The organism is Brevibacillus sp. HB1.4B (genome assembly GCF_013284285.1).
Lineage (GTDB): Bacteria > Bacillota > Bacilli > Brevibacillales > Brevibacillaceae > Brevibacillus > Brevibacillus porteri.
Map to the genome: position 1 here is coordinate 413,692 of NZ_JABSUT010000004.1, position 20,213 is coordinate 433,904.

Consider the following 20,213-nt stretch of genomic DNA (forward strand, 5'->3'; position numbering starts at 1 on the left):
TGGGAACGGATGGCAGGGTGTGTCATGATCGTGGAGGGGAAGACAGACAAAGAACGCTTGCTTCGGGTGCTGGCTGAGCCTGTCACTATTCTTTGTACATACGGTTCCTACAGCTTGGAAAAAGGGGAAAAGTTGCTCGCCCAAACAGAAGCAGCAGATGCAGATGAGGTATACCTATTTACCGATGAAGATGACAGCGGGAAAAAATTGCGAACCCATTTAAGTGAAGACTTTCCTGATGCGATCCATCTGCATACACCGAAAATGTACAGAGAGGTTGCCGACACGCCTCTTTTCGTACTGGCAGAAATTCTGGAGCAAGCAGGCTTTGCGGTAATTGTGCCTCATCCTGATCTTGGAGAGCGGTAAGGGGATAAAACACCGTTTCATCGGCTATAACAGTAGTAAATGGAATGGTGGAGGTGCGAGGCAATTGCGTAGTTTGATGACGTTTTTTAATCGAATGAACATTATGGTGTGGCTGGTAGGTATCTTTGTTGCTCATGCCGCACTCTATCTGGTGCTGGGGACGGCGACGTGGCTGGCTACTTCGCTTTTGGCAACAGCGTTTTATGGCATTATTTTATTGGTAGGCAAATTAATTGCCAGCCGTTATCCAGACAAGGAAGAAAGTAGATGAAAGCCGGCGAGCAAGCAGCCGGCTTTTTTCGCATTACCAGCCCAAGAGCTGCATGAGTAAAATTAACCCACCCAATACCCAGACGTAGATAGCGAAGCCTTTCATCGAGCCTGTACTGATGATGGTAAGCATCCAGCGAATGGCTACATATCCAGCTAGTCCGGCAAACATGGTGCCCACGAGCATCGGGATCCATAAAGCTGTTTCAAGCGGTGTTTCTACGAGCTTGGCTGTTTGTAAGACACAAGCACCCAGAATCGCAGGCAAGGATATTAAAAACGAAAAGCGCGCAGCATCAGAACGGTCGATTCCGCGCAGGAGAGCACCGGCAATCGTCAGCCCTGAGCGGGAAATAGCAGGTAGGATCGCTGCACCTTGCAGTGTTCCGATGATGAGGGCGTCCGTGTAGTTGATTTCCTCGAATCTCCGATTTCCACGGCGCATGGACTCCACTGCCCAGAGGATCGCGCCTGTCGCAAGAAATTCCCAGCCGATCGTAATGCCTGTCTGGGAGATTTCTTCAAAATAATCTTCAAAGGCGAGTCCGATCACTGCGGTAGGGATCGTGCCTACGACCAATAGCTTTGTCAGCTTGCTCATCGGATTCATGATGATAAAACGAACCTGTGGCCAAAAGACAATAACGACAGCGATTAGCGTACCGAAATGAAGCATCGTGTCAAATAAAAGGCCTACCTCCTGCATGCCAAACATTTTGCGAAATAGGACGAGATGACCCGTGCTTGATATCGGTAAAAATTCAGTCAAGCCTTGTACAATGCCGAGAAAAATATGTTCAAGCAACAACAGCATAGGCAAGAGTCACTCCAGTCTTGGAAAAGTAGGGCCAAGCCAGTCTTACTGTCATATGTATGTCCGTGAATGGAAGACTTGCCTATTTCGTTTCGCATCGTTATTTTGTTAGAAAAAAGTTGTGGTATTTTCTTGCGGGGGATGGGTATAGTTAGTGTGCACAATGGTAGAGAGCGAGGAAAAAATAAATATGTACAAAAGACAAATGCGTGAAAAGCGTGAGCCCCAAATCATTCAGAACGGCAATTTGGAGGCAGGGATGACGCTTACCATGACGGTAGCGCGAAAAACGGAAATCGGCTATTTTTTGCGCGATGGCAAAGATGAAGTGTTTCTCCATGCCAATGAAGCGCACGAGCGTTTACATATCGATGATGAGGTCGAAGTATTTTTGTACCATGATCACGAAAACCGACTGGCTGCGACCATGGACATGCCTCATGTCGGCATGGGTGAATACGGCTGGCTGGAAGTAGTGGACATCTCTCCGCGCATGGGTGTATTCCTTGACAACGGCATTAACAAGGATCTGCTCTTGTTCATCGATGACCTGCCCAAGCATAGCGATGAATGGCCGCGTCCCAAGGATCAAATGCTAGTAGCGCTGAAGCAAGACAAGCTCGGCAGACTCTTGGCAAAGCCGGTCACTGAAAACGAAATCGTCAAGATCGCAGCAATGGCAGATCAGAGTATGAAGAACAAGTCTGTCGAGGGTACGGTCTACAAAGTGATTCAAGCAGGTGCATTCCTGTTGACGGAAGACGAGCATATCCTTTTCATTCATCGTGATGAAATGGTAGGACGTCTGCGCCTCGGACAAACTGTGCGCTGCCGTATTAGCTTTGTACGTGAGGATGGCCGTCTGAACGGTTCTATGAAAGAACGCAAGGAAGTACAGTATGGCGAAGATGCGGACAAGCTGTTGCGCTATTTGATCAATCGTGACGGGGCGATGCCTTACACCGATTCGACAGAAGCGGATGTCATCCGAGAAAAATTCCAAATGAGCAAGTCCAGCTTCAAGCGGGCACTTGGCAAGTTGATGAAGGAACGCCGCGTGGAGCAAGTAGACGGCTGGACCAAAATGATTCGAAGCGAACAAGAAGAATAAAAGAAGAAAACCCTCCTAGGCAAGAGAGCTTCCTGGCAACAGGAAACGAATGCTTGGGAGGGTTTTTGTTTGTTTTCTTATATTGTCGTTTGCACAGATTGTTTTTGCTTACGGGCTTTGTAATACGATAAGGAAAAAACGAGCCCTAGCAAAATAAAACCGGCGATATCCGTTTCGATCCCAGGGATGACCGCGAGCACGCCACCTGCAACTGCGAGGATACGTTCCAAGACGTTTAGCTTGGACATCCAATAGCCGATCAACCCTGCTCCCACCCCGATCATCCCAAGCGTTGAAGTCAGCATAACCCAAATCGATTCGAGCAAGGTGGTATTAATCAGCAGCAAGGCTGGTGAGATGACGAAAATATAGGGAGCCATAAAAGCAGCGATTGATAGCCGCGTGGATTCTACACCTGTCCGGATCGGCTTTGACTTGGCGATGCCTGATGCGGCAAAGGCAGCAAGCGCAACTGGCGGCGTGATGTCTGCAACGATTCCGAAGTAGAATGTAAACATGTGAGCAGCGATAGCTGGTACACCCAATTGAATGAGTGCCGGGGCAGCGATGGTAGAAGTGATGATGTAGTTCGCAGTCGTAGGTGTTCCCATGCCCAAGATAAGCGATGCGATCATCGTGAAAAACAGCGTAAGGAAAAGCTGACCGCCAGCCAAATCAATCAAGCCATTTGCCAGCTTCAATCCGATCCCAGTCAACGTAATCGTACCGACGATAATTCCGGCACACGCAGTTGCGGCCACGACACCGAGAGCCATTCTGGCACCTGAGGCAAGTGCTTCTAAAATATCAGCAATAGACATGCGGGTTTCTTTTCGGAAGGCGCCCACGATAATGGTGGAGATGATGCCGATAATCGCGGAGCGCTCGGCTGATATGTTCATCATCAGAGCGGTAATAATGATCACGATGGGGAGGAGCAAGTACATTTTTTTCAAAACTTCTTTTTTGTTCGGTAGTTCTTCCTTGGAGAGTCCGCGTAACCCGAGGCGCTTTGCTTCGAAGTGCGTCATAATCCAGATGCCCACGAAAAATAAAATCGCAGGAAGGATTGCAGATTTGGCGATTTCCAAGTAAGGAACGCCGATGAATTCCGCCATCAAAAAGGCAGCAGCCCCCATGACAGGCGGCATGATTTGTCCACCAGTAGAGGACGAGGCCTCCACCGCCGCGGCAAATTCGGAACGATAGCCGAGCCGTTTCATCATCGGGATGGTAAAGGCGCCGGAGGTAACGACATTGGCAACGGAGCTGCCGCTAATCGTCCCTTGCAAGGCGCTGGAAAATACGGCCACCTTCGCAGGGCCACCGATTCGTCTGCCTGCAATGACCAGCGACAAATCGTTAAAATACTCACCGACCCCTGTTTTTTCGAGAAACGCGCCAAATAGCACAAACAAAAAGATGAAGGTAGAGGAAACGGCGAGCGGAGTACCGAGAATACCCTCTAGTGTGTAGTAGCTGTGCCCAATAATCCGCTCGACATCACTGCCGCGATGCTCCAAAAAGCCTGGCATGTAAGGTCCGAAGTAGGTGTATAAAAGAAAAATAGTGGCGATGAGAGCGATTGGAATTCCGACGACTCGTCGTGCAGCCTCTAGGACGAGCGCGATGGCAATACCGCCGACCACCATATCCATCGTCGTATAGTTACCTGTTCGGGTCACGAGTCCTTCGTAGTCAATGACCCAATACAGCGATACGAAGACACCCAACAAGGCGAGAATCATGTTCACGATTCCGATTTTGTTACGGTTGCCTTTGGATGTTCCTGCATATAACAGATAGACAAGTGCCAGTCCGAAGGCCAAGTGGATCGGACGATGAATCTGGGGAGGCAGCGTGAAGAAAAGCGTGCTGGATAACTGGTACAGGGAGAAGAGGACAAGTAGACCAAAAGAAATCCACTTCATAGGACCCGCGAGCTGGCGTGTGGCTGATTCCTTGTCATATTGCGCGATCAGCTTATCCATCTCTTGTTGGTTCATATTCGTTGTTGTACTCATCTAGTAACCTCCTAACTCGCTCAGAATGGATCGCTTTTCTGCCTGAATCGTGATGGCTTCTCCTGGCTTGTCGATCAAGCTCAACGGAATATCCTGTCCAGCGAAAAGCAACGTATGATTAGCCCGTACTTGCCCGATAAAAAGCCGCAGGGCAGGAAAAGAGCGCTGCATATTGCGAATGTGGAATCGTCCATCGGCCAGAATCAGCTCCTCGCCAGGAGCCAATTCATTTTCCATGCCGATACCGTAGTCGTGAAAGCTCATCTCTGACAAAATAATTTGACCATCTACAATCCGGTATTGCTCCTCGATTGTCGACCGATGAATGGAATGAGTCCAGCGGATGCCAAAGGCTGCTTCATTGTATATGTTTGCACGCCAAACTACCTGATTCGATTGTGTATCCCGGATAACCAGAGCGGGAATCAGCGGAGTGGCGATGCCCACATAAATGACAATGACGAGAAGAAAGAAGGAGAAAAGGCGGAACAACGTCCGCCCTCTTTGCTTTGATACTTCCTGGATAAAAATCATCTGGCTTTACTTCACGCCTTTTTCGTCAAAGTACTTTTGGGCGCCCGGGTGAACAGGGATGCTGACGCCGTTCTTCACGTTCTCCAGCTTGATTTCTTTGGCTTTGGCGTGACCGAGCTTGTCGCTGTTCTCAAAGATCGCCTTTGTTACTTTGTACACGAGGCCTTCACTGAGATCGGAGCGAATCAAAAGCATTGATTTGACGGAGACGGTGGTCACTTCTTCCGGAACGGTTTGGTACGTATTGGCTGGGACGGTTGTTTTCACGTAGTAAGGGTATTTGGCGATGATCGCATCGATTTTGTCCGCATCAATGGGAATGATTTTTACGCCAGTTGTTGCTGCCAGCTCCGTGATTGCTGCGGTAGGCGTACCAGCAGTTTGGAAGGCAGCATCCAATTGGCCGTCCTGAATGGCTTTGGCCGAGTCAGCGAAGGAGAGGCGCTGGAGCTTGGTGTCTTCAAAGGTCATGCCATATGCTTCTAAAATTTGCTGAGCGTTCACTTCTGTGCCGCTTCCTGGAGCGCCTACAGATACGCGCTTATCTTTCAAATCGGCAACGCTTTTAATATTGCTGTCAGCAGAGACGACGACTTGGATGGTCTCATCGTAGAGAGCGCCCAATGCTTGGAAGGAATCAATTTTACCGTCTTGCTGGAACATGTTCGTTCCTTTTGATGCATACTCGGCAATGTCATTTTGCGTGAAGGCGATGTCCGCCTTTTTATCACGAAGGAGGCGAATGTTTTCTGCTGAAGCGCCTGTGGCTTGTGCTGTAGCAGTGATGCCAGCATTTTTCGTTATATGGTCAGCCATGCCGCCACCGAGTGGGAAATAAGTGCCGCCTGTACCGCCTGTTGCAATAATTAATTGGGAGGGATCGGCGCCTCCACCTGCACCTCCTTGTGAAGAGTTGCCACCACCACATGCCGTGATGAGCGACATGGACAGAAGTAGTGTGAGCGAGAGAAGAAAATGACGATTCTTCAAGATAATTCCCCCTAGTCTAAATGTTCTGTTTATATAACTTTCCTTCGCATTGTAAGGGGAGGTCTATAAAAAACTACAAAAATCTATAGAAAAATATAGTAAACTAAGAAATAAACAGGAAGTGCGGGCAACATTGTATGAGAGAGACCCTTTCGATCCTGCTGCTTATGCTCATTGCTGTCCCGATTGCCGGGGAGCTCAAATTCCACCCGTTTCAAGATGATTTCCGCATTAGCTTTGGTACAACGGCTTTTTTCTTTTTTTTATTGTGGCTGCGTCCTTCTTTCTTGGCAGGGATAGTAACTGGATTAATTGTTGTTCTATTTAGAATAATCTTAGATTTCTTGTATGCAGATGTCTTTTCGTTTCTGCCTTCTCTTCAGATGCATTTCCCCGCCTTTTGCTATTACGCTACCTTTGCTTGTCTATTCTCGCTCTTGCGCGTTAATACACTACATCATCGACCGCTTTGGGTGGGACTGTTGGGGACAGTCTCAGAAATAGCTGCCAATTTGGTAGAGCTGTCCTTTCGTGCTGTGTCCTGGGAGGGAGTCTTTCAGCTGGAGGTCGTAGGGCCGATTGCCGTCATTGCTTTGATACGCAGTTTTTTTGTCCTTAGTTTTTTCAATATGATTCAGCTGCGTCAGGCGAAATGGATGGAAAAGCAACAGCGCAATCGAAACGAGCAGATGTTGATGCTCATTTCCAACTTGTACGAGGAATCTGTTCATCTAAAAAAGACATTGCATCAGGTCGAGGAAATCACGCGCAGCTGCTATGAGTTGTATCGCGAGATGAACGAGGTGGAGCACAAGGATGGGACGAGCAAGCGATATGCAAAGCGGCTACTGTCCCTTGCCGGACAAGTGCATGAAGTGAAAAAGGACAATCAACGCATATATGCAGGCCTTTCCAAGCTGATTACTGACGAGAACGAACGAGATTATATGCCACTGGGCGAATTGATTGCTATTATTGTTCAGGTGCAACGAAAGTACGCGAGACTGTTGGAGAAGGACATTCAGTTTGAAACGAATGTGGAGGTGCCCTATCTCGCTTGCCACATTTACACGACACTCTCACTCATCAACAATCTGGTCGGCAACAGTGTTGAAGCAATCCGTGACCAGGGGATGGTCTCGATCGTTGCCTCCATTGACGAGAGTCAGGAGTGGATTCATTTTGATGTGACCGATGATGGGCCAGGCATTGTGGTGGAGGACAAGGAGCTCTTGTTCATGCCTGGATTCACGACCAAATACGACGTATCGGGCAGGCCTTCCACGGGGATAGGACTTTCATACGTAAAGGAAGTGACAGACAATCTCCAAGGAAGGATTGATATAGCCGAGGCCTCGTGCGGACAAACCACACAATTTTGCATTCGCCTGCCAATCGCAACTCTGATTCAGAAAGGGTGACCTAATGCGCTACTTCATCGTGGACGACGATCCGGCGATTCGATTCATGCTCGCTCAGATCATAGAGGATGCTGATTTGGGAGAGGTATGTGGGGAAGCAGAGGATGGTTTACAGATTGACCACGATTTTTTGAATTGGAAGCAAGTAGACATCTTGTTGATTGATCTTTTGATGCCGAATCGAGATGGCATTGAAACCGTGCGCCAACTGAGGCGTTTTACAGGCAAGATTGTCATGATCTCGCAAATCGAAACGAAGGAGATAATCGCAGAGGCGTATGCGACAGGGATCGAATACTACGTGACCAAACCGGTGAATCGACTGGAGGTCATCAGTGTTCTGCAAAAGGTACGGGAACGCATATTGCTGCAGCAATCCATCGAGGGTATTCAGCGGTCGCTTTCCGTTTTGTCCGGCAGTATGAACGTGACGGCAGCTCTTTCAAAAGAAACAACGTATCCTGAAAAGGGGATCTTGTCTTCCGCACGGTTTCTCTTAACCGAACTGGGGATGATTAGCGAAAAAGGCAGCAAAGATTTACTCGACATGATGGAGTGGCTGTATCACTGGGAGAAGGAAAGGGATGGGGGAGTGAATCTCCCACCTTTACGCGATATTTTTTGGGCGATTGCTGCCCGCAAGCTGGGTAAGGGAGTGACTGTCCTGATCCAAAAGGAAACGAAGGCCGCTGAGCAACGGGTTCGCAGAGCCATTTATCAGGCATTAACCCATCTGGCTTCCCTTGGGCTGACTGATTACAGTAATCCCAAATTCGAGAGCTACGCGACCACATTCTTTGATTTTACCGAGGTGCGAAAACGCATGTTGGAGCTGGAGAATCAGATGGAAATGACGATCTCTTCTACTCGTATCAATACCAAAAAGTTTATTTTTGTACTCTATATGGAGTCAAAAAGACGAATTGGTGTATTTCAGGGCTGATTTTTGGAGTGGGCATCCAAATGTGATAAGATATTTCTATTGGTCATGAGCGAGGGCTTCGATGTAAGCTGATAAAAGCTTGGGAATGCCTCCGTTTTACATTTGTTTTGGGAGGGAAGTAAGTGAGCGAACTACGTAATCCATGGCAGCTACTTTACCGAGTCTATCGTCATGTGCAACCTGTTCTGGAGCGAGAGTTTGCGGCCTGGTACAAAAGAGCACAGGCGATTCCCAATCCCGAGCTGAGAAAACAGGCACAAGACAGCATGAACTCCAAAAAGTTTCACTGCCAAGGGGGATGTGTTTATGCTGCACAGGTCATCCCGCATGTAGAGACAATTGTCCCGCTGATTGTCGCCTACCAAACGATCAGTGACTACTTGGATAATCTGTGTGATCGCAGCACGTCATTAGACCCGCAAGACTTCCGTCAGCTTCACGTGTCGATGCAGGATGCACTGACACCAGGCGCGCCATTACGCGACTATTATTTGTACCGCGAGGAAAAGGATGACGGCGGCTTTTTGGCTGGGCTGGTTCAGACCTGTCAACAACATGTCGCACAATTGCCAGCCTATGAAAAAATCCAGGCAAAGATACTCGAGTTTTCTTGTTTGTATAGTGATTTGCAAGTATACAAGCACATTGCTCCCCATTTGCGCGAGGATCACTTGTTGACGTGGTGGGATCAGTATAAGGAACGCTATCATGATTTGTACTGGCAAGAATTTGCGGCTGTCACAGGCTCGACCATCGGGATATTCGCTCTTTTTTGCTTGTCGACTGATCCAGATGTAGGGGAAGAGCAAATTCAAATGGTAAGTGAAGCTTACTTTCCATGGCTGTGCGGGTTACATATTTTATTAGACTATTTAATTGACCTGGAAGAAGATAAAATGGGTGGAGATTTAAACTTTGTGAGCTATTACGATTCAGAACGGATAGCGACTGAACGCTTGAAGCTTTTCATAGAACAAGCAAAGGCAAGCGTTAAACGCTTGCCAAATCCTGCATTTCACCGTATGATCGTGGACGGGCTAGTCGCGTTTTATCTCGCGGACCGCAAGGTGAATCGGAGCCAGCCACACATTTATACTATCGCTAGACAACTACTGAAGCAGGCAAAGGGCTTGCCCTCTGTCCTGTTTTATGTGAACAGTTTACTTGTACGGCGATAACGGAGAAGAGGTTAGCGCATATGCTTGCGCTTGTACGAAAAGCCAAATCCCATCAACGAGAAGGCAACAACGATACAGCCAAGGATACCGAGGGGGCTTTTTTCCCCAATGGCAATGCCAACTCCGATGAGACAGGCGGTTACCAAAAATGCCAAAGCCAGTGTTACCAATTGATAACGATTCATCGGTCTGTAACCTCCTATCTGTCAATGTTCCCATTATACCTTATTTTCCGCGAAAAGCATCCAGGTAAAGATTTCGGAAATCCCGGTAATATAATTGTGCGAAGTGGTGGAGAACGCAGATGGAAAGCATAATACAAATTAGAAAAGGGAATCGAGTGATAGAAGGTCATGTTACCTATGAAGAAGGAGACTTGATCGAAGCCGTATTTCCCAGCCCATTGGATGTCACTGTAGGGGATCAGATCCCTTGTCTATTGACGGCTGATTATGAAACGATCAATACGTTTGAAGCCGTAGTCGTGGCTAAAGACAAAAATCGCTTGTTTTTGTTCCACTCTCCAACAGCTACTGAATTTCGGGAACAGCGCAGACGCTATCCCCGTTTCGACATGGAGGTTAAGGGGTGGATTCAGTATCCGACGCAGGAGCCAGACTCATTTTTTTCCGTTTATAGTCAAATGGTGTACTTGGTGAATTTGAGCCTGGGAGGCTTGGCATTCCGCTCAGACAAACATATTCCTGCGGATCAGCAAATTGTTTTTTCCTTTGAATTGCATGGTCGCAATCGCCCGGATGGGGTAGTGAAAACTGACCTGGTTATCATTCATGAACGAATAGAGGGGCCGAACTATTTTTACGGCTGTACGATCAAAGGAATCAATGCACGTCACTTTCACAATTTGCGAAAGTACATTTTGCATCGACAAATCGAGGAACGAAGACAAGTGAATATCGAGTAGGTCTTTTCGTGAATTGGTTCAATGGGGACCAATTTTTTTTTTGTCTTTTTTCCGGGGTAGATTAGGAGGGGCTGTAGTGGGGGGAAGAAGCGGATTTCCAGTCTACGCTTCAACCTACGCCCTGCCGGGAGGCGGGGGCTGTTCGCTACGGAATGAATGTCGGGAGCGCTTCAAACGTTGAAGTTTCAAGGGAGTATATCATAAGTGAAGCTGAAAACCCCCGACATTCATTCCTTCGCTGGGCTGGGCTCCAGAGGCGCTTGGACTGGAAATCCGCTTCTTCCTACGCGGCTTCAGTCAACATTTGAAAAGGCATAAAAGAGAAAAAAGATAAAGAAAAACGGAAAGACTTCTCTGATTAACTACACAAATGTTCTAAAAAGTTGGACGCCCAACCTCAGCTGTGGAAGCACGGTGATATGTTTGGAAGGAGACCGCCCGAACGGAGAGAGGATACAGGCGACTGGAAAACATGTCACCGGGCTTCGGTCCCGGCACAACTGCTGGAGGGCATCCAAAACAGATTTTTTCGCAGTGAAAAAAGGATCATAAGCGTACATTCGCGAAGCTTTGTCTAAAATGCTGCCTGGTTCCTACTGGAAAATCGCACAGGGAGGAAAACGTGAGATGTGGAAAAAATGGATGGTGTGTGTTCTTACCTTGATCTTGAGTATGCCGGTTGTGGCCTGTGAGGCGAATCCCGCTCCTGAGTCGCAGCCAGCTCAACAGACTCTTCCATATCGGATGGAGGTAGTGGCTGATCAATTGGCTGTGCCGTGGGCGATGGATATAGCCTCGGATGGTCGAATCTTTTTCACAGAGCGACCAGGAAGAGTGCGAGTGATCCAGTCAGGCAAGCTGTTGCCGGATCCGCTCATCTCATTCCCTGCCCCGTTCATCAGCGAGGGAGAGGGCGGGCTGTTGGGCCTTGTGCTCGATCCTGATTTTGCGAATAACCACTACTTGTACGTTTACCATACATACAAAGAGGGAGAGGCTACTTTCAATCGTGTTCTGCGACTACGAGAAGCAAACCATGCAGCACAGATTGACAAGGTACTCCTCGATAAAATCCCGGGAAGCTCGATCCACAACGGAGGACGGATCAAAATCGGCCCGGATCAGCGTCTTTATATTACGACAGGCGATGCGCATGAGCCGATGCTTGCGCAAGATCGGGCAAGTCTCGCCGGAAAAATTTTGCGCATCAATCTGGATGGAACCATTCCTGCCGACAATCCTTTTTCTGGCTCACCTGTATACAGCTATGGACATCGTAATCCGCAAGGCATCGCATGGCATCCGGATACAGGAATACTCTACAGCTCGGAGCACGGCCAGACTGCACATGATGAGATTAATCGGATCGAGCCAGGCGCAAATTACGGCTGGCCGGTCATTTCTGGTGAACAGCAAAAAGAGGGGATGAAAACCCCCCTCCTGCAAAGCGGTGATACGACATGGGCTCCTTCTGGCATGACGTTTGTATCCAAAGGGCCGTGGAAAGGACAACTGCTCGTAGCGAACCTCAGGGGTACGCAGCTTCAGAAAATTAGCTTAGACGCTACTCGACCTGATACGGTATTGGAGGCTGCTACTTTGTTCCAAGACGAGTTCGGACGATTGCGCGATGTGGTCGAAGGAAAAGACGGCGCACTCTATTTGTTGACCAACAACCGCGATGGTCGTGGAAATCCGAGAGAAGGGGACGATAAAATTATCCGACTCGTTCCGATCCAGCCGTAGCGGTAGCAACAGCCACGTCTTTTGTTCGTTTCCCCCAAATCCATTGTTGTAAGAGAACAGCGCCTCCACCAATCGTAGCGATTAACATTCCGACCCATAAAAAAGCAGTGTTTGGACCCCAGATGGTCATAATGACGCCACCGAGCAACGGAGCAATAATGAAAGTAGCGCTCGTCAATGAATCGATAATTCCCCTCACACGGCCCAGTGCTTGCGGGGGGCTTTCTTTTTGTACCAGATAATTGGCGCCGACCGAAGTCAGACCTGTTCCGATTCCTGCCAATAAAGCGGGAATCAGCAGCCAATACATGCCAGCACCAGCCTGGAAAAATCCAATCCACGAAAAGCTAATTCCGATGAGCAATACGCCACCGCCCAGCACCCACCCGTAGGAACGCATCTCTTTTAAACGATGTAGCCAGGTGACAGTAACAAGTGCGCCTAATCCAATGACACTGACTGTAAACCCGAGCATTTCCGGATTGCCGGGCAGCTTCTCGCGGAAGATCACGGGAAACTGTGTATCCGCCAATTGAATCGCCAACGAGGTAACGGTTGCGAAGATCGTGCTGAACAACAGGACACGGTTTTGCAAAAAGATCCGCCATCCCTCTTGCCATGCTTGACGGTAAGGGAGAGGCTGCTCTTCTACGGATGTACGAGACAACGTATTCTCCACTTTCCGAATCGTGAACAGAAATCCAGTAGAGAGAAGGAAGGTCGAAGCATTAATCATCAGACAAATGGCAGGTGCAAAAACGGCCGCTACCAATCCTCCGGCAAGTGGACCAATCAATTTCCCCATCTGATATACGGCTCCATTCAAAGCAGAGGCTTGTAACAATTGATTCTCAGGTACGATTTGACGCGTCAAGGTCTGTTGCGCTGGATCATTGAAGACAGAGGCACCTGAACGCAGGGCAATGACCACCAGGAACCAGAGTGGAGTAGGCATGGCAAGCAGGAGCAGAGTGAGAGCAGCCTGAATGATATTCATGGTCATGATCATACGTACCTTGTTCACGCGGTCTGCAAGCACCCCGGCAAACTGCCCGAGCAAAATGCTTGGAGCCGCATAGGCAACCGGCAGGAGAGCCATGGTCATCGGATCAACCTTCCACACAAATCCTAATAGGATGGATACCGCAATAAAATCAAACCAATCGCCAAGCGTAGACAGTCCGTAAGAGATGAACAGTGTGCGAAACGTTCTATTTTCCTTTAACAAAAAAATCCCTCCATCGATCTGTTAACTCGATGATAAAAGGGATTTGTCAGAGGAATATCAGATAGTCGATGGGATGATGGCACGAATCTTTTTCTGCAAGTAGTCAAACTGGTACTCTTCGGATAATTCCGCCCACATTTTCTGGTATTTGCGCTCCCATTCTGCATCATAGCCGAAGTTTTTTAAGAACAACAAGATCATTTGTACGCCATAAATCAGATGGGGGACAAACTTAGTACTTCGTACTACTTCCAGACCTTCATCGACCAATCGGCGCGCCTTGGCAATCTCCTGTCGATGGTACAGACAAAGGCCGCGCGCAATGGTAAAGCTGCCGAGCTCACGCTGCATAGGGAGTTCTTGCAAGATTTCCTCAGAGCGTTGAATGACTTTCTCAGCTTCGTCACTCTCACCCATGAGTAGATACAGGAGGGCCTCTACTGCTTGAAAAAAGAGTCGAAAGCCGGGTGAATTGACTCGGTCGACAACCTCTCTAGCAGGTATCAGCTGTTTTTTGGCTCGCTCCCACTCTTTGGCTTGGGCGTAGACACTGATTGCGGTGATTTGTAGCTCATCCTGATAATTTTCAGGCATACTTTTCGCGTTTTCCAGAGCCCATTGTAAAATTTCTACTGTTTTTTGCGAGTCAAGTTCCGTCATATGGTACAAATGGAACATATAAAACAGCTTGTCGGAAATGGGTGTAGCTTTATCCTCTACAAACCAGTTGAAGTCACCGACAACAAATCGCAAAAAGGTAGCGTAAAATGGGTCCATCTGAATGCCCAGTACCTTCTGATGAGTATAAAGGGTCTGCAACGCGGCCCCCATTCCCATACCGTGATAGGTGCTCAGCATTTTATTGATGGTTTCTGAGAAATTGCTGTTCAATATCGTTGGACTAGGTGATTGCTGCTCTTTTAGCGTAAGCCGATAGCCGACTCCTCGGACCGTATCAATCGTGAGCAGATGCGACCACTTTTGTAATTTTTTCCGCAAGCGGTAAATGTGATCGTCGACAGTACGGTCAGTAGGCTCTTCCAGCGGCCAGACGCGATCCAGCAAATCACTCCTTGAAAAGGACCGATTTTTCCACGTGTACAGAAATTGAAACAAGGCGTATTCCTTCGGCAAAAGGACAATCGTTTCCCCGGCATAATGGATTTGATACGTATTATCATCCGACCATGTGATCAATCCCATTTGAAAGACTCCTCGTTTATATTGAACTTCTTCATTTTATTGTAAAGGGTTCCGCGAGATACGCCGAGCAGCTCGGCTGCTGCCTTTTTGTTGCCATACGTGCGCTCCAATGCTGCCAGAATGCGCTCTTTTTCGTTCACAGGTGGAGCAGTGTACGCAATCGATGGACGTAGGATTGACGGCGGCGTCGGAGTCGGCGGCGCATACGTTCCCCCAATCGGTGTGTGCACAGAAACTTGGGTGGGTTCTGCGTGGCTGCGAATGACAGTCGGCAGATGCTCAGGCAATATAACACCGTTTTCTTGCAGGATCGACAGACGTTCGATGACGTTGCGAAGCTGTCGGATGTTCCCAGGCCAATTGTACTCGAACAACGCTTGCATGACCTCGGGAGAGATGCGTGGTACGGAGTGGTCATGGGCCACGGAATACTCATGAATGAAAATTTGCACGAGCTCTGGCAAATCTTCGCGTCGTTCACGCAGCGGCGGGATTTCCAGAGAAAAGACGTTCAGCCGATAATACAAATCCTCGCGAAAACGACCGTCTGCAACCATTTGCTCCAGCTGTCTGTTTGTCGCTGCTACGATCCGTGTGTTAACGGTGATCGGCTCTGTTCCGCCTACGCGGTAAAACTGCCGTTCCTGTAAGGCACGAAGCAGCTTGACCTGCAACTCTAGCGGCAGCTCCCCAATTTCATCGAGGAAAAGCGTCCCGCCATGCGCCAGCTCCAGCTTGCCAGGCTTGCCTTTTTTCTCGGCTCCAGTAAAAGCACCGCCCTGATAGCCAAACAGCTCACTTTCGAACAGCGCAGCAGGAATGGCACCGCAGTTGATCGCGATAAAAGGCTTCTCATGTCGGCGACTTGCCTGATGAATCGCTTTGGCAAACAGTTCCTTCCCGACGCCGCTTTCTCCATAAATCAGTACAGTCGCATCCGTCTGCGCCACTTTTTTTGCGGAACCAATAGCGGATTGTATCGAGGCGGAATGCCCTTTGATTGCATAAAAAGGATCGTCTGCTGCCTGAAACCGACTCATCTCTTGCTGTAAATTGTGGAGATGGGCCGTCGTATGTGCTAATTCTTCATTGAGACGAACCAGCTCAGTAATATCCTGTTCAATGGAAATCGCGCCGATAATTTCACCCTCGCGGCGAATCGGTGCCGCATTAATGAGTACATGACTATCAGGACGAGGAATGTGATAGACACGTTGAACAGATGTCCCTTGACGCAGGGCATCGAGCAGGCGGATCGATTCACTGGCGAAGTGCTCATCGAGAGAAGTTCCGACGACTTGCTCGCGATCGATTTCATAAATGGTTTCTGCTGCCCGATTCCAGTGTTGGACAACGTTGCGGGAGTCCACGATAGTGACGGCCTCACTCATCGTACCCATCAAGGTACTGAGCAGGGCAGACTGGTTTTGGGTCAACACGACAAAGGCAGTCATGAGCTGGTATGGCTCAACCATTCCCGTCGGAGTCCCTTGTTCATCCACGATGACGAGTGTAGGCAGATCGGAAACGCCTGGGCCAGCGAGAATGTGGCTGATGGATTGTTCGAGCGTAGTTGTAGGAGAAACGATGACGACTCTGCCTTTTTGTTCTTTATCAACCCATTCACCTAGGGTTTCACCTGCGCGTATTTTGACCATATCAGGTGGAATCGGAATCGCAAAGAAAGAGAGTGTACTGTCCAACGAAAATAACGGTTTCAAATTGTCACCTCTTATCCAAACTAACAGGAAAAGGGATCGTCCCTGTTGTACATCTAATCAAAAGTGTACAAGAATAAACACGCAATGTACATATGTGTTGAAAGTGTCGTAGAGACATCACGATAGCGCTTACGAGAATAAGTTGGCATGATTCATGCTAGTAGAAGTGGACAGAGTACGTTGAGGAGGAGACAGTCAACGATGGAACAAGCTATGAAGGATTTCTTTCTATTTTTATCTAAAAACAAAACCTTAAATTCTGCCGCGAAAAAGTGGGGTCTGCGCTTTGGAGCGAGTCGCTTTGTATCCGGTCAAACCATTGCGGAGGCAATTAGCGCCGTACGTAAGCTGAATCAGCAAGGTCTCGTGTGCACGCTGGATCATCTGGGCGAATTCGTGTTCAGTGTAGAGGAAGCAAACGAGTCTGCTGACTATTGCATCAAAACGCTGGAAGCGATCCACCAATCCGGTGTCGATTGCAATCTCTCGTTGAAAATGACTTCGCTTGGTCTGGACATCAGTCGTGAGCTCTGCATGAACAACATGAGACGCATTTTGGATTCGGCTAAGAAAAACGGAAACATTTTCGTTCGTATCGACATGGAGGACTATGCACACAATCACGTGACCATGGAGATTCTGAACGAATTACTGCAAGAGTACGACAACGTAGGAACCGTTATTCAGGCGTATCTCTACAAAGCAGCGGATGATATCGACAGCCTGAAGGACAAAAAAGTGAACTTCCGTCTCGTAAAAGGAGCTTACAAGGAGTCTCCTGAAGTCGCTTACCCGAACAAGCCAGATGTAGATGAGAACTACAAGAAAATCATCAAGCAGCATCTGTTGAACGGCGGGTATGCTGCTGTGGCAACCCATGATGACAACATTATTGATTTTGTGAAAAAGCTGGAAAAGGAACACAACATCCCGCGCACACAGTTTGAATTCCAAATGCTGTATGGCATTCGTACGCAGTCCCAAATTGACTTGGCTCGCGAAGGCTATAAAATGCGTGTTTATGTACCGTATGGAAACGACTGGTACGGATATTTCATGCGCCGTTTGGCAGAAAGTCCGGCAAACGTAAAATTTGTTCTCAAAGGGATGTTTACGAAATAAGTTTTGCAAAGTATACTTGACACCTTCGGAGGATTCTCCGGAGGTTTTTATTTTATCTGGAAAGGTGAGAGTCTTGTGAATTGTTCGATTATTCCGCTTACTCCCCCGTATTCTTTTGACCGGTTGCTTCGGCGTCTTGAGACACATCCAGATACGCAGATACGTGTGAATAAAGAAAAAAATAGCCTAGAGCGCGTCTTTCGTATTGGCTTACGGCCTGTTCTGGTCCATATGCAATTTGTGGGTAGCTTGGAAGAACCCGTATTGCACTACGAGACACAGGCGATTTTGTCCACGACAGACCAGCAGCTGCTAGAAAAAATGATCCGCCGTACTTTTAGTGCCGATTTGGATCTATCCGTTATTTACGAGCAAATGAGGGCGGAAAAGGAACTCGCCATTCTGACCGAGCGGTTTCGTGGTCTTCGTCTTATGCTGGATGCAGATTTATTTCAGTGTATGGTCAAGACCATTATCGGGCAGCAGATCAATCTGACCTTTGCAGCCAATTTGACCGAAAGGCTGGTGACACTGGCAGGTGACCCAGTAGAAAACCCAAACGGCGAGGGCCTCATCGCTTTTCCGACTCCTGACGCGGTAGCGAGATTGACTGTAGAGGATTTGCGTACACTGCAATTTAGTCAGCGAAAAGCAGAGTATATTATCGATTTCGCCCGTGCCATTGTGAATGAAACGGTAGATTTGGAAAGACTATGGACAATGGGTGACGAGGAAATCATTACGTACCTCACTTCTCTGCGAGGAATTGGACGGTGGACAGTAGAGTGCCTTCTCATGTTTGGGATGGGGCGTCCAGACTTGTTGCCGGCTGCTGACATCGGTTTGCGAAATGGAATTGTTCACCTCTATGGAATGAATTCGAAGCCAAATGAAAACGATATTCGCAAGATAGGAGAAAAGTGGGCTCCATGGCGTAGTATCTATTGTCTCTACGTATGGGAAGCAGTGGGGGCGATCAAGAGAAAAGAGGTATTTGACCTGTAAAAACTTTCATTTTTAACAAAAGTTCAATAATTTTAAAAAATTAAAGGTTGAATAGTGAGTTAATTTTAAGTTATACTAATGAAAATTTTATTTTATTAAACAATATTGAGAGGATTCATATGAAAGAACTTTCAACGAAAGAAACAATTACAATTGGTTTGATGCTGTTTGCCCTATTCTTTGGAGCAGGGAACATGATTTTTCCGCCAGCTCTAGGACAAGCTGCAGGAGATAATGTTTGGGTCGCGATGGCTGGCTTTTTGATTACTGGTGTAGGTCTGCCTTTACTGGGAATCATTGCGGTAGGCTTGGCTGGTGGTAATTTGCAGACGATGGCGTCAAGAGTCCATCCAATGTTTGCAGTTGTGTTCACCTTTATTGTGTATCTGTCGATTGGTCCATTCATGGCGATTCCGCGGACAGGTACAGTAACCTTTGAGATGGGCGTGTTGCCGTACTTGCCTGAATCCATGAAAGGCAGTTGGGTACCGCTTTTTGTGACCACGATCGTCTATTTTGCCATCACCTTCTGGTTGAGTCTGAACCCGAGCAAGCTGGTGGATCGAATCGGTAAAATCTTAACACCTGCTCTTTTGATCATCATTGGTCTGATGTTTGTCAAATCACTCATTTCGCCTTTGGGTGAGGTAGGACAGCCGACAGGCGCCTATCAGGATACAGCATTTTTCAAAGGATTTATCGAAGGCTATCTGACGCTCGATGCGTTGGCTGCGATGGTATTTGGTCTGGTAGTAACATCGGCTGTTCAGGATAGAGGTATCATCGATCGCAAAAAAGTGATGTGGTCCACGATCAAAGCCGGAATCCTCGCCGCTACGGGTCTCGGACTCGTATACCTTGCCCTCAGCTATCTGGGAGCGACGAGTGTTTCGATTGCGAAATCGGCAAACGGCGGTCAGATCTTAACTGGGGTTGTGCTGCAACTGTTCGGTCCATTAGGCTCACTCCTGCTGGGAGCAGCTGTTACGCTTGCTTGCCTCACCACTTCTGTTGGGCTCGTCACAGCGTGCAGTCAATTTTTCTCGAGTCGTATTCCTAGCATTTCCTACAAGAAAATGGCTGTGATCCTGTGTGCGTTCAGTGCTGCGGTAGCAAACGTAGGCTTGACGCAGCTGATTACCTTCTCAGTGCCTGTCTTGATGGCGATTTATCCGCTGGCGATTGTGCTGATGCTGCTGACGTTTTGTGATCGGATGTTCAATGGACATCGTGCTGTATACGTAGGCGCGATCACGGCAACGGCTGTCATCAGTCTGTTGGATGGAGCATCTCAGCTTGGATTGTCTATCGACTCTCTGACGCCAATCTTGGAACAATTGCCACTGTACAAAGTAGGAATTGGTTGGCTGGTGCCAGCTTTTGCAGGCGCACTGTTAGGGTTGTTGTGGGCTAGCCTCACACGCAGTGTTCCGATTGTAAGAGAAACGAAGTAAAGAATAAAGAGCGAGTGGGCTTTAGGTCTACTCGCTTTTTTCATGTCGCAAACAATTCTTGTCCTGCTTTTACCAGCTGCATAGGACTTCTATCCGTCCACAATACGGGTGATCTATGTTACCATGGAAAAACGTAAATTGTCTGAACGACATGT

Annotated in this window: 19 protein-coding genes; 11 read left to right on the top strand and 8 right to left on the bottom strand. The window is 48.1% G+C overall.

Translation table 11 applies throughout. The features are described from left to right. Window positions 1-9: 9 nt before the first annotated feature. On the top strand, window positions 10-369 hold the full coding sequence (locus tag HP398_RS12565; RefSeq protein WP_017250026.1) for a toprim domain-containing protein: 360 nt from the start codon (window positions 10-12) through the stop codon (window positions 367-369). A 76-nt stretch (window positions 370-445) separates the two neighbouring features. Further along, the gene (locus HP398_RS12570; RefSeq protein ID WP_254476062.1) at window positions 446-640 is read left to right on the top strand and encodes a hypothetical protein; all 195 of its coding nucleotides are present in this window, start codon (window positions 446-448) and stop codon (window positions 638-640) included. Window positions 641-673: 33 nt separating this feature from the next. On the opposite strand, the gene HP398_RS12575 is transcribed toward HP398_RS12570, so the two are convergent. Next, on the bottom strand, window positions 674-1,453 hold the full coding sequence (locus HP398_RS12575; RefSeq protein WP_173622733.1) for an undecaprenyl-diphosphate phosphatase: 780 nt from the start codon (window positions 1,451-1,453) through the stop codon (window positions 674-676). A 190-nt stretch (window positions 1,454-1,643) separates the two neighbouring features. Between HP398_RS12575 and HP398_RS12580 the strand changes: the two genes are divergently transcribed. Continuing rightward, window positions 1,644-2,564, top strand: a complete 921-nt coding sequence (locus HP398_RS12580; RefSeq protein WP_017250029.1) for a CvfB family protein — start codon at window positions 1,644-1,646, stop codon at window positions 2,562-2,564. 77 nt (window positions 2,565-2,641) lie between these two features. Here HP398_RS12580 and HP398_RS12585 read toward each other — a convergent pair whose 3' ends face one another. From HP398_RS12585 to HP398_RS12595, 3 genes are read right to left on the bottom strand one after another with little or no spacing between them, the layout of a single operon-like run. Further along, complete coding sequence (locus tag HP398_RS12585) at window positions 2,642-4,588, bottom strand: TRAP transporter permease (RefSeq protein ID WP_173622734.1); 1,947 nt, start codon at window positions 4,586-4,588, stop codon at window positions 2,642-2,644. Continuing rightward, window positions 4,589-5,122: a DUF1850 domain-containing protein gene (locus tag HP398_RS12590; protein WP_017250031.1), complete on the bottom strand. Its 534-nt coding sequence runs from the start codon at window positions 5,120-5,122 to the stop codon at window positions 4,589-4,591. Between the two features lie 6 nt (window positions 5,123-5,128). Then, window positions 5,129-6,112, bottom strand: coding sequence for a TAXI family TRAP transporter solute-binding subunit (locus HP398_RS12595; RefSeq protein WP_017250032.1), 984 nt, complete (start codon window positions 6,110-6,112; stop codon window positions 5,129-5,131). 137 nt (window positions 6,113-6,249) lie between these two features. Between HP398_RS12595 and HP398_RS12600 the strand changes: the two genes are divergently transcribed. The 3 genes from HP398_RS12600 to HP398_RS12610 all read left to right on the top strand — a co-directional run bounded on the left by HP398_RS12600 (window position 6,250) and on the right by HP398_RS12610 (window position 9,654). Next, on the top strand, window positions 6,250-7,533 hold the full coding sequence (locus tag HP398_RS12600; protein WP_173622735.1) for a sensor histidine kinase: 1,284 nt from the start codon (window positions 6,250-6,252) through the stop codon (window positions 7,531-7,533). Window positions 7,534-7,537: 4 nt separating this feature from the next. Then, entirely contained in the window at window positions 7,538-8,476 is a 939-nt protein-coding gene (locus HP398_RS12605) for a response regulator (RefSeq protein WP_173622736.1), read from the top strand. Between the two features lie 122 nt (window positions 8,477-8,598). Next, window positions 8,599-9,654, top strand: a complete 1,056-nt coding sequence (locus tag HP398_RS12610) for a tetraprenyl-beta-curcumene synthase family protein (protein ID WP_173622737.1) — start codon at window positions 8,599-8,601, stop codon at window positions 9,652-9,654. An 11-nt stretch (window positions 9,655-9,665) separates the two neighbouring features. On the opposite strand, the gene HP398_RS12615 is transcribed toward HP398_RS12610, so the two are convergent. Then, window positions 9,666-9,839 (bottom strand): YlaF family protein, encoded by a 174-nt coding sequence (locus HP398_RS12615; protein ID WP_007722723.1) that lies wholly within the window; start codon window positions 9,837-9,839, stop codon window positions 9,666-9,668. 119 nt (window positions 9,840-9,958) lie between these two features. Between HP398_RS12615 and HP398_RS12620 the strand changes: the two genes are divergently transcribed. Together HP398_RS12620 and HP398_RS12625 are read left to right on the top strand one after the other, a co-directional pair. Then, on the top strand, window positions 9,959-10,579 hold the full coding sequence (locus HP398_RS12620; RefSeq protein WP_017250036.1) for a PilZ domain-containing protein: 621 nt from the start codon (window positions 9,959-9,961) through the stop codon (window positions 10,577-10,579). 579 nt (window positions 10,580-11,158) lie between these two features. After that, window positions 11,159-12,325 carry a PQQ-dependent sugar dehydrogenase gene (locus HP398_RS12625; RefSeq protein ID WP_173622817.1) on the top strand — a complete coding sequence of 389 codons (1,167 nt, stop codon included), beginning with the start codon at window positions 11,159-11,161 and terminating at the stop codon, window positions 12,323-12,325. Here the strand turns inward: HP398_RS12625 and HP398_RS12630 are convergent. Genes HP398_RS12630 through HP398_RS12640 form a run of 3 tightly spaced genes read right to left on the bottom strand, consistent with a single transcriptional unit; the run spans window position 12,297 to window position 16,477 of the window. After that, on the bottom strand, window positions 12,297-13,553 hold the full coding sequence (locus tag HP398_RS12630; protein ID WP_173622738.1) for an MFS transporter: 1,257 nt from the start codon (window positions 13,551-13,553) through the stop codon (window positions 12,297-12,299). The genes HP398_RS12625 and HP398_RS12630 overlap by 29 nt on opposite strands. Window positions 13,554-13,610: 57 nt before the next feature. Next, window positions 13,611-14,756: a winged helix-turn-helix domain-containing protein gene (locus HP398_RS12635; protein ID WP_173622739.1), complete on the bottom strand. Its 1,146-nt coding sequence runs from the start codon at window positions 14,754-14,756 to the stop codon at window positions 13,611-13,613. Next, on the bottom strand, window positions 14,747-16,477 hold the full coding sequence (locus tag HP398_RS12640) for a sigma-54 interaction domain-containing protein (RefSeq protein ID WP_017250040.1): 1,731 nt from the start codon (window positions 16,475-16,477) through the stop codon (window positions 14,747-14,749). Before HP398_RS12640 ends, HP398_RS12635 begins: the two co-directional genes overlap by 10 nt. Before the next feature lie 201 nt (window positions 16,478-16,678). Here HP398_RS12640 and HP398_RS12645 point away from each other — a divergent pair, with 201 nt between their 5' ends. From HP398_RS12645 to brnQ, 3 genes are all read left to right on the top strand, one after another. After that, window positions 16,679-17,599, top strand: a complete 921-nt coding sequence (locus tag HP398_RS12645) for a proline dehydrogenase family protein (protein WP_017250041.1) — start codon at window positions 16,679-16,681, stop codon at window positions 17,597-17,599. A 75-nt stretch (window positions 17,600-17,674) separates the two neighbouring features. After that, entirely contained in the window at window positions 17,675-18,604 is a 930-nt protein-coding gene (locus HP398_RS12650) for a DNA-3-methyladenine glycosylase family protein (RefSeq protein ID WP_173622740.1), read from the top strand. 119 nt (window positions 18,605-18,723) lie between these two features. Next, window positions 18,724-20,058, top strand: a complete 1,335-nt coding sequence (gene brnQ / locus HP398_RS12655) for a branched-chain amino acid transport system II carrier protein (RefSeq protein WP_069846816.1) — start codon at window positions 18,724-18,726, stop codon at window positions 20,056-20,058. Window positions 20,059-20,213: the final 155 nt, after the last annotated feature.

What these genes read in the sequence shown, in the direction of transcription:
- HP398_RS12565 (WP_017250026.1), top strand. Translation starts at nt 10, where the DNA reads ATGGCAGGGTGTGTCATGATCGTGGAGGGGAAGACAGACAAAGAACGC.
- HP398_RS12570 (WP_254476062.1), top strand. Translation starts at nt 446, where the DNA reads ATGACGTTTTTTAATCGAATGAACATTATGGTGTGGCTGGTAGGTATC.
- HP398_RS12575 (WP_173622733.1), bottom strand. Translation starts at nt 1,453, where the DNA reads ATGCTGTTGTTGCTTGAACATATTTTTCTCGGCATTGTACAAGGCTTG.
- HP398_RS12580 (WP_017250029.1), top strand. Translation starts at nt 1,644, where the DNA reads ATGTACAAAAGACAAATGCGTGAAAAGCGTGAGCCCCAAATCATTCAG.
- HP398_RS12585 (WP_173622734.1), bottom strand. Translation starts at nt 4,588, where the DNA reads ATGAGTACAACAACGAATATGAACCAACAAGAGATGGATAAGCTGATC.
- HP398_RS12590 (WP_017250031.1), bottom strand. Translation starts at nt 5,122, where the DNA reads ATGATTTTTATCCAGGAAGTATCAAAGCAAAGAGGGCGGACGTTGTTC.
- HP398_RS12600 (WP_173622735.1), top strand. Translation starts at nt 6,250, where the DNA reads ATGAGAGAGACCCTTTCGATCCTGCTGCTTATGCTCATTGCTGTCCCG.
- HP398_RS12605 (WP_173622736.1), top strand. Translation starts at nt 7,538, where the DNA reads ATGCGCTACTTCATCGTGGACGACGATCCGGCGATTCGATTCATGCTC.
- HP398_RS12615 (WP_007722723.1), bottom strand. Translation starts at nt 9,839, where the DNA reads ATGAATCGTTATCAATTGGTAACACTGGCTTTGGCATTTTTGGTAACC.
- HP398_RS12620 (WP_017250036.1), top strand. Translation starts at nt 9,959, where the DNA reads ATGGAAAGCATAATACAAATTAGAAAAGGGAATCGAGTGATAGAAGGT.
- HP398_RS12625 (WP_173622817.1), top strand. Translation starts at nt 11,159, where the DNA reads ATGCTGCCTGGTTCCTACTGGAAAATCGCACAGGGAGGAAAACGTGAG.
- HP398_RS12635 (WP_173622739.1), bottom strand. Translation starts at nt 14,756, where the DNA reads ATGGGATTGATCACATGGTCGGATGATAATACGTATCAAATCCATTAT.
- HP398_RS12645 (WP_017250041.1), top strand. Translation starts at nt 16,679, where the DNA reads ATGGAACAAGCTATGAAGGATTTCTTTCTATTTTTATCTAAAAACAAA.
- brnQ (WP_069846816.1), top strand. Translation starts at nt 18,724, where the DNA reads ATGAAAGAACTTTCAACGAAAGAAACAATTACAATTGGTTTGATGCTG.